The sequence below is a fragment of the Geodermatophilus maliterrae genome, from assembly GCF_041018925.1.
GTDB lineage: Bacteria > Actinomycetota > Actinomycetes > Mycobacteriales > Geodermatophilaceae > Geodermatophilus > Geodermatophilus maliterrae.
The window spans coordinates 1-8321 of the sequence record NZ_JBFNXQ010000152.1 but is presented as its reverse complement, the minus strand read 5'-3'; the positions used below and the strand labels follow the sequence as shown (position 1 = coordinate 8321).

The window sequence follows — 8321 nt, the reverse complement described above, 5'->3', positions numbered from 1 at the left end:
CCGGCGCCGGCGTCGTCGCCCTGACCGACGACGGCGGCACCGCGGCCGCGACCACCGCCGGCGCGCAGAGCGTGGTCATCACGGACCCGGAGTCGGCGACCGCGGTGACCGCCGCCGCGGCCAAGGCCGCCCCCAGCGTCGTCACCGTCTACGTGACCAGCGGCTCGGGTTCGGGCAGCGGCTCGGGCGTCGTCCTCTCCGAGGACGGCTACGTGCTCACCAACAACCACGTGGTGGGCCTCGACAGCAGCACCGACGGTGCCACCGTGCAGGTGCGCACCTCCGACGGCGCGCTCTACGACGCCACCGTCGTGGGCACCGACCCGACCTCCGACCTGGCCGTCCTGAGGCTGAGCGACGCCAGCGGGCTGACGCCGGCCACGTTCGCCGACTCCGACTCGGTGCAGGTCGGCGACCTCGCGGTCGCGATCGGCGCCCCGCTCGGCCTGTCCGACACGGTCACCGACGGGATCATCAGCGCCACCAACCGCGCGGTGGCCACCGGCTCCGCCCAGGACGACGCGACGGTCATCGACGCACTGCAGACCGACGCGGCGATCAACCCGGGCAACTCCGGCGGCGCGCTGGTGGACGCCGCCGGCGAGGTGGTCGGCATCAACACCGCCATCGCCTCGGTCGCCTCGGGCATCCCGGGTCAGGAGTCGCAGAGCGGCAGCATCGGCGTCGGCTTCGCCATCCCGAGCAACACCGCCCAGCGCATCGCCGAGGAGATCGTGCAGACCGGCTCGGCCACCCACGCCGTCCTGGGGGTGCGGGCGCAGACCGCGGCCAGCGACACCAACGGCGAGGTCGGCACCGGCGCGCAGATCGTCCAGGTCCAGGACGGCGGGGCGGCCGCGTCGGCCGGTCTGCAGGCCGGTGACGTGGTGACGGCCGTCGGCGACCGGGCGGTCACCACCTCCACCGAGCTGACCGCCGCCGTGCGCAGCGCCGCCCCCGGTGACGAGGTCACGCTGACCGTCCGCCGCGACGGCCGGGCCTCGACCGTCGACGTCACCCTCGGCAGCAGCGACAGCTGAGCCGTTGCCGCTCCGGACCGGCACCCTCCTCCGCCTAGGCTGGGGAGGGTGTCGTCGTCGTCCCGGGTGCACCCGTCCGTGAGCGTGCCGCTGACCTCCTCGCTCGACGACCCGGAGCGCGCCGAGGGACTGCGCCGGATGAAGCGGCTGGCCACCGCGCTGTTCCTGGCGGCCGCGGCGGTCTTCCTCGGGTGCGTGCTGCTCGGTGAGCAGGCCGGTGCGTGGGTCGGCTACGTGCGGGCCACCGCCGAGGCGTCCATGGTCGGTGCGCTGGCCGACTGGTTCGCCGTCACCGCCCTGTTCCGGCACCCGCTGCGGATTCCGATCCCGCACACGGCGATCATCCCGCGCAAGAAGGACCAGATCGGTGCGAGCCTCGGCGCCTTCGTGCAGGAGAACTTCCTGACCCGCGCCGTCGTCGACGAGAAGCTCGCCACCGTCGACGTCCCCGGGCGGCTCGGCACCTTCCTGGCCGCGCCGGGCCGGGCCGAGCGGCTGGCCGGGGACGCCGCCGTCGCGCTCTCCGGCGTGACCGACCTGCTGCGCGACGACGACGTGCAGGACGCCGTCGCCGGGCTGGTCGACCGCAAGCTGCACGAGACACCGGCCGCGCCGGTCCTCGCCCGCGTGATCGAGCTGGTCGTCGACGGCGACCGCCACCAGGAGGTGCTGTCGGCGGCGCTGCGCTACCTCGCCCGCTTCCTGCAGGACAACCGCGTCGTCTTCCGGGCCCAGCTGGGCGACGCCTCGCCCGCGTGGGTGCCCGACTGGGTCGACGACCGGGTGTTCGACCGCGTCTTCGCCGGCGTCCAGTCCTTCCTCGACGAGGTCGGCGACGACCGGCACCACGAGCTGCGCCGGGTCTACGACGCCCGGCTGCGCGCGTACGTGCACGCGCTGCGCACCGACCCCGACACCGCCGCCCGCGTCGAGGCGTTCAAGAAGGAGCTGCTCGAGCACCCCGCCGTGCGGACCTGGTCCTCGTCGCTGTGGACCAACGCCAAGACCGCATTCCTCGCTGCCGCCGCCGACCCCGACTCCGAGCTGCGGGCCCGGGTCGCCGAGCTCATCCGCGACGCCGCCCGGCTGCTGCAGACCGACCCGCGGGTGCGCGAGCGGGTGCAGCGGCAGTCGGTGCGGGTGGCCGGGTACCTGGTCGAGCGGTTCTCCGGCGACCTCGCCGACGTCGTCGGCACCACGGTCGCCCGCTGGGACACCGAGGAGACCAGCCGCCGCATCGAGCTGCAGGTGGGCCGCGACCTGCAGTTCATCCGGATCAACGGCACCGTCGTCGGCGGCCTGGCCGGACTGGTCATCTACACCGTCGCCCAGCTGCTCGGCTGACCGCGGCGTCTCACCGGCGGGCCGCCGCCGCGGTGTAGAGGGCGATGCCGGCGGCGACGCTGACGTTGAGCGACTCGGTGTCCCGGGCGATGGGGATGCGCAGGACGACGTCGCAGCGCTCGCGCACCAGCCGCGACAGCCCCGCCCCCTCGGCGCCCACCACGAGGGCCACCGGGTCGGCGAAGCCGTCGAAGTCGTGCAGGTCCGTCTCGCCGTCGCCGGCCAGGCCCACGGTCATCAGTCCGGCGTCCTGGTAGGAGGCCAGTGCGCGGGCCAGGTTGACGGCGCGGGCGACCCGCAGCCGGGCCGCCGCACCCGCGCTGGTGCGCCAGGCCGAGGCGGTCATGCCGACCGCGCGCCGCTGCGGGACGACGACGCCGTGCGCGTCGAACGCGGCCGCCGAGCGCACAACGGCGCCGAGGTTGCGCGGGTCGGTGACGCCGTCCATCGCCACCACCAGCGGTGGGCGGCCGGAGTCGCGGGCGACGTCGAGCAGGTCGTCGGGGTGCGCGTACTCGTAGGGCGGCACCTGCAGGCCGATGCCCTGGTGCAGCGCGCCGTTGGACATCCGGTCGAACTCGCCCTTGCCGACCTCGAGCAGCGGCAGGCCGCGGTCGGCGGCCAGCTGCACCGCCTCGGTGATCCGCTCGTCGCTGCGGGACGTGTCCCCGGTGACGACGTAGAGCGCGGTCGCCGGGATCTGCGCGCGCAGGGCCTCGACCACCGGGTTGCGGCCCAGCAGCAGCTCGGGCGCCTCGTCGGCGCGCTGCCGGCTGCGGTCGCGCTCGGCCCGGCGGCGGGCGTCGGCCTGGGCCCGCCGCTGGGCGGGGTGACCGGTGCGCTTCTCGGCCGGCGGGGTGGCCCCGCGCCCGGCCAGCGACCGGCGGTTCTTGCCGCCCGTGCCGGCGGTGGCGGTCTTCTTGCCGGCACCGCTCGTGCGGCCGCGGCGCTGGCTGTTGCCGGCCATCAGCGGGTCAGCTCCCATCGGGGTCCCTGCGGGGTGTCCTCGACCTGCACGCCGAGGGCGGTGAGCTGGTCGCGCAGCGCGTCGGCGGTGGCGAAGTCCTTGCGCGCCCGGGCGGCCTGCCGCTGCTCGAGCGCCAGCCGGACCAGCCCGTCGGTCACCTCGGCCAGCCGGTCGTCGCCGCCGCTGCCCGCCCACCGCGGGTCGAGCGGGTCCAGGCCCAGGACGCCGAGCATCGCCCGGACCGAGCCCAGCGCGCCGGCGACCGCCTTATCGTCCCCGGCGGCCAGCGCGGTGTTGCCCTCGCGCACCGCCTCGTGGATCGCCGCCACCGCCGCGGGGGTGCCGAGGTCGTCGTCCATGGCGGTGGTGAAGTCGGCGCACAGCACCGGGCTCCCCGCGTCGACGCCGACCCGCTCGGCGGCGCGCTTCACGAACGACTCCAGCCGCCGGTAGGCGGCACCGGCCTCGGCGAGGGCGGCGTCGGTGAACTCGATGGTCGACCGGTAGTGCGGCGCGACCAGGTAGTAGCGCAGTTCCACCGGCCGCACCCGGTGCACCACCTCGTCGACGAGGGCGGTGTTGCCCAGCGACTTGCTCATCTTCTCGCCGCCGAGGGTGACCCAGCCGTTGTGCAACCAGTACCGGGCGAACCCGTGCCCGACCGCCCGCGACTGCGCCTGCTCGTTCTCGTGGTGCGGGAAGCGCAGGTCCAGCCCGCCTCCGTGGACGTCGAAGTCCGGCCCGAGGTAGCGCTCGGCCATCGCGGAGCACTCCAGGTGCCAGCCGGGACGGCCGCGGCCCCACGGCGTCGGCCAGGCCGCGGTGTCGGGCTCGCCGGGCTTGTGCGCCTTCCACAGGGCGAAGTCGCGGGGGTCGCGCTTGCGCTCGTCGGTGTCGGTGTCCGCGGCGGGCTCGAGGTCCTCCACCCGCTGACGGGTCAGCGCGCCGTACTCGGGGAACGAGCGGACGTCGAAGTAGACGTCACCGTCGACGGCGTAGGCGTGGCCACGCTCCACGAGCCGCTCGATCAGCGCGACCATGTCGGGCACGTGCCCGGTGGCCCGCGGCTCGTAGGTGGGTGGCCGCACCCCCAGCGCCTCGTACGCGCGGGTGGAGGCCAGCTCGTTCTCGTACGCCCAGGCCCACCACGGGACGCCGGCGGAGGCGGCCTTGGCGAGGATCTTGTCGTCGATGTCGGTGACGTTGCGGACCAGCGTGACGTCGAACCCGTGACCGCGCTCGAGCCAGCTGCGCAGCACGTCGAAGACCAGGGCGGCGCGCACGTGCCCCACGTGCGGCGGTCCCTGCACGGTGAGCCCGCAGACGTACATCGACGCCTGTCCCGCACGCAGGGGCGTGAAGTCGCGGACCGCACGGGCGGCCGTGTCGTACAGGCGGAGGCTCACCGTGCGGAGTCTACGGAGACCCCGCGGACGACCAGCGCCGTCGCCACGGCCGCCCGGCCCTCCCCCCGCCCGACCAGTCCCAGCCCGTCGGTGGTGGTGGCGGTGACGCTGACCGGGGCACCCAGTGCCGCCGACAGCGCCGCCTCGGCCTCGGCCCGGCGCAGGCCCAGCTTCGGTGTCGGCGCGACCAGCTGGACGACGGCGTTGCCGACCCGCCAGCCGGCCGCGGCCAGGGTCTCCCGGACGTGCTCGAGGACGGCGGCCCCGCGGGCCCCGGCCCAGCGGGGGTCGTCGGTGCCCAGCAGCCCGCCGATGTCACCGAGGCCGGCCGCGGACAGGACGGCGTCGGTGAGCGCGTGCGCCACGACGTCGCCGTCGGAGTGCCCGGCGCAGCCGTCCGCGCCGGGCCACTCCAGACCGGCCAGCCAGCACTCGCGGCCGGGCTCGACCGGGTGGACGTCGACGCCGAGACCGACCCGCGGCAGGTCGGTCACCGGGTCACCTGCAGCTCGGCGAGGTGCAGGTCGTGGGGAACGGTCACCTTCGCCGCGCGCTCGTCGCCGGCCACGGTGGTCACCCGGACGCCCGCGGCGCGGACGACCGCGGCGTCGTCGGTGAGCTCCTCGCCGGCGGGCAGGTCGTCGTAGGCCTCGGCGAGGACGGCGTGCACGAAGCCCTGTGGGGTCTGCACCCGGCGCAGGACGGCGCGGTCGAGAGCCGAGGTCACGGTGCCCACAGCGTCGACCGCCACGGTGGTGTCGACGACCGGGAGCACGGGGACCACGGCGAGCGCGCCGCCAGCCAGCGCGTCGAGCACGCGGGTGACGACAGCGGGCGGGGTCAGGGGGCGGGCGGCGTCGTGCACGAGGACGGCTTGGACGTCCGGATCGACCCTGGCGAGCGCGGCCCGCACCGACGCCGTCCGGCTCGCTCCGCCCTCGACGAGGCGGATCCCGTCCGGCAGCGCCGCTGCGAACGCATCGTGGTCGGCTGCAGGGACGGCGACGACCACCTCGTCGACGCCCCCGGCGAGCAGCGTGTCGACCGCCCAGGCGACCAGCGGGCGGCCGGCGAGCTCGACCAGCGCCTTGGGCCGATCGGCCCCCAGACGCGAACCACTCCCGGCCGCTGCGACGATGCCGACAGCGGACACGGGAGTGGTCCGGTGGTACGAGGGTGCGGAGCTCAGCTGGCGAGGACCTCGTCCAGGAGCACCTCGGCCTTGTCCTCGTTGGTGCCCTCGGCGAGCGCGAGCTCGCTCACCAGGATCTGGCGGGCCTTGGACAGCATGCGCTTCTCGCCGGCCGACAGGCCGCGGTCCTTGTCCCGGCGCCACAGGTCGCGGACGACCTCGGCCACCTTGTTGACGTCACCGGAGGCCAGCTTCTCGAGGTTGGCCTTGTAGCGGCGCGACCAGTTGGTCGGCTCCTCGGTGTGCGGGGCGCGCAGGACCTCGAAGACCCGGTTGAGCCCGTCCTGCCCCACGACGTCGCGCACGCCGACGATCTCTGCGTTGTCGGCCGGCACGCGCACGGTCAGGTCGCCCTGGGCGACCTTCAGCACGAGGTAGGCCTTCTCTTCACCCTTGATGGTCCGCGTCTCGATCGCCTCGATCAGCGCGGCACCGTGGTGCGGGTAGACGACGGTCTCGCCGACAGTGAAGCCCATGTGTGTGTGACCCCTTTCGCTGTGCCCAGGTTAGCACGGCGAACCGACGTCCGGACAGAGCCGGCGTCTCATATGCGCAGGTCAGAGGCCTGGTGAAGTACGGGTGAGGGGTTGACAGAGCGTGGTCGGTGTGCGTGCCGACGGGACACCCGGCTCCGCGGGCAGGGGGCGCCGGCCGCACCCGGCCGGACTGCGCTCCGGGTGCCGGGCGAGACGTCGCCGCAGGTCAGGCGCCCGGCGGCCGTGCGCCGGGCACCGTCCCGGGACCACCGGCGAGGTGTCCACGCGACGGCACACGGGACCCGCGCGGGATCAGCCCCGCGCGGGTCCGGCGGCCGGCGGTCAGAGCTGGTCCAGCCCGATGGCGAGGTCGGTGACCGGCATCCCGAACGCGCCGCGATCGGTGACCTCCCCGGTGGCCAGGTTGACGGAGTAGATCCGGCTCTTCCCGCCCACCGTCAGGGTCGCCCACCCCTGCACGGCGACGGTGCGCCCGTCCCGGACGGTGCTGTAGACGTCGAAGCCGGCGTCCGGGCCGGCGTCGACGCGCAGCTGGCCCACCGGGGCGAGCGTGCCCGCGTTGGCCGGGGACTGGATGTCGAGCCGGTCCAGCGCGGTGTCGATGTCGTGCAGGACCGTCGAGGTGCCCGCGTCGAGGTCGTTGTTGGTGTAGGCCGATCCACTGATCCCGTTCGCCGGCGTGGTGCCGGTCGCAGGCGGGGTCGCGGGGTTGGTCAGCCGGCCGTCGGCGACGGTCGCCCCGTTCGGGGCGTCCGGGTCGGCGGCTCCGGCGAAGGGCTGGCGCAGGTTCTGACCGGCGTCGCTGGTGATCCGCAGGGCGTTGGCAGCGGGGTTGAAGTCGACGCCGAAGAAGCGTCCCTCGAGTGCGACGCTCAGCTGGCCGACCTTGGTGGCCCGGGCGTTCGCCGGGTCGAGCACGTAGATGCCGCCCTTCTCCCCCACCCCGTAGAGCTCCCCGTTCTGCACGCGGTAGTCGATGCCGACCAGGCGGGTGTCACCCTGCAGCCGGACGTCGCCGACCTCGCGGGCACCGCCGGCCTCGGAGGTCCGGAAGGACACGAGGGCCCGCCCGTCCTCGGCGAGGCCGACCGCCCGGAGGCGGTCTCCGTCGGCGCGGTACCCGCTGCTGCTGTCGGCACCGCGGGGCCCGTCCGTCGCGATCGCCGTGGCCGGTGCCACGACTGCTCCGGTGAGCAGCGCGGCTGCCACGACGAGGGTCGTCTTGCGGGGGGTGATGCGCATGTCTCCTCCAGGGACTGGGCGGCCGCTCTGCCGGGCCGATCTGCCGCCTCACTGCGGCTGACGGGGATACGTCGACCGCCCGGGCCGCGTTCACCGGTTCCCGAGATCCGTCCGGATCGCCGCACCGGCCTCTCGGGGGCGCCCTCGGTTCCGGGGTGAGCGGGGGGCGACCAGACCGGGCCGAACACCTACTGTCGGCGCGTGGTGCACGCGCCGAGCCGCCGGCAGAGGATCCCGGGTCGTGCGCTGGCGGTGGCCACGCACGCCGGACCGACCGTCGCGGTGACCGTCGTCGCGACCCTCCTGGCGGTGGCCGCGCAGCTGTCCGCCGGGCGTGTGGCGCTCGTGGGACTGGCCGTCCTCGCAGGTCAGGTGTCCATCGGGTGGAGCAACGACTGGCTCGACGCCGACCGCGACCGCGCCGTCGCGCGGGCCGACAAGCCGGTCGTGCAGGGTGCGGTGGACCCCGCGGCGCTGCGCACGGCGGCGCTCGCGGCGGCCGCCGCGGCCGTCGTCCTCTCGCTGCTGCTCGGCCCGGTCCCCGGCCTGCTGCTGCTGGTCCTGGTGGCCAGCGGGTGGGCCTACAACGCCGGGCTCAAGCGGACCGCGGCCTCGGGGCTGCCCTACGTGACC

9 protein-coding genes are annotated in these 8321 nt (G+C 75.1%); 3 read left to right on the top strand and 6 right to left on the bottom strand.

The genetic code is table 11. The annotated features are described in order from the left end of the window. Together ABQ292_RS25340 and ABQ292_RS25335 are read left to right on the top strand one after the other, a co-directional pair. On the top strand, positions 1 to 1040 hold a 1040-nt coding region (locus tag ABQ292_RS25340; RefSeq protein ID WP_369210473.1), incomplete at its 5' end, for a S1C family serine protease. A gap of 48 nt (positions 1041 to 1088) precedes the next feature. Next, the gene (locus ABQ292_RS25335; protein WP_369210472.1) at positions 1089 to 2384 is read left to right on the top strand and encodes a DUF445 domain-containing protein; all 1296 of its coding nucleotides are present in this window, start codon (positions 1089 to 1091) and stop codon (positions 2382 to 2384) included. A gap of 10 nt (positions 2385 to 2394) precedes the next feature. On the opposite strand, the gene rlmB is transcribed toward ABQ292_RS25335, so the two are convergent. The 6 genes from rlmB to ABQ292_RS25305 form a co-directional block, all read right to left on the bottom strand. Beyond that, positions 2395 to 3369: a 23S rRNA (guanosine(2251)-2'-O)-methyltransferase RlmB gene (rlmB, locus tag ABQ292_RS25330; protein WP_369210471.1), complete on the bottom strand. Its 975-nt coding sequence runs from the start codon at positions 3367 to 3369 to the stop codon at positions 2395 to 2397. Further along, positions 3351 to 4757 carry a cysteine--tRNA ligase gene (cysS, locus tag ABQ292_RS25325; protein ID WP_369210470.1) on the bottom strand — a complete coding sequence of 469 codons (1407 nt, stop codon included), beginning with the start codon at positions 4755 to 4757 and terminating at the stop codon, positions 3351 to 3353. Before cysS ends, rlmB begins: the two co-directional genes overlap by 19 nt. Further along, positions 4754 to 5251, bottom strand: a complete 498-nt coding sequence (gene ispF, locus ABQ292_RS25320) for a 2-C-methyl-D-erythritol 2,4-cyclodiphosphate synthase (RefSeq protein ID WP_369210469.1) — start codon at positions 5249 to 5251, stop codon at positions 4754 to 4756. Before ispF ends, cysS begins: the two co-directional genes overlap by 4 nt. After that, on the bottom strand, positions 5248 to 5910 hold the full coding sequence (ispD, locus tag ABQ292_RS25315) for a 2-C-methyl-D-erythritol 4-phosphate cytidylyltransferase (protein ID WP_369210468.1): 663 nt from the start codon (positions 5908 to 5910) through the stop codon (positions 5248 to 5250). The genes ispF and ispD overlap by 4 nt, the downstream gene beginning before the upstream one ends. Positions 5911 to 5942: 32 nt before the next feature. Further along, complete coding sequence (locus ABQ292_RS25310; protein ID WP_091373028.1) at positions 5943 to 6425, bottom strand: CarD family transcriptional regulator; 483 nt, start codon at positions 6423 to 6425, stop codon at positions 5943 to 5945. A 342-nt stretch (positions 6426 to 6767) separates the two neighbouring features. After that, complete coding sequence (locus ABQ292_RS25305) at positions 6768 to 7688, bottom strand: DUF4394 domain-containing protein (RefSeq protein WP_369210467.1); 921 nt, start codon at positions 7686 to 7688, stop codon at positions 6768 to 6770. 201 nt (positions 7689 to 7889) lie between these two features. Between ABQ292_RS25305 and ABQ292_RS25300 the strand changes: the two genes are divergently transcribed. Beyond that, positions 7890 to 8321 (top strand): UbiA family prenyltransferase (locus tag ABQ292_RS25300; protein ID WP_369210466.1); only part of this gene is annotated, 432 nt, incomplete at its 3' end.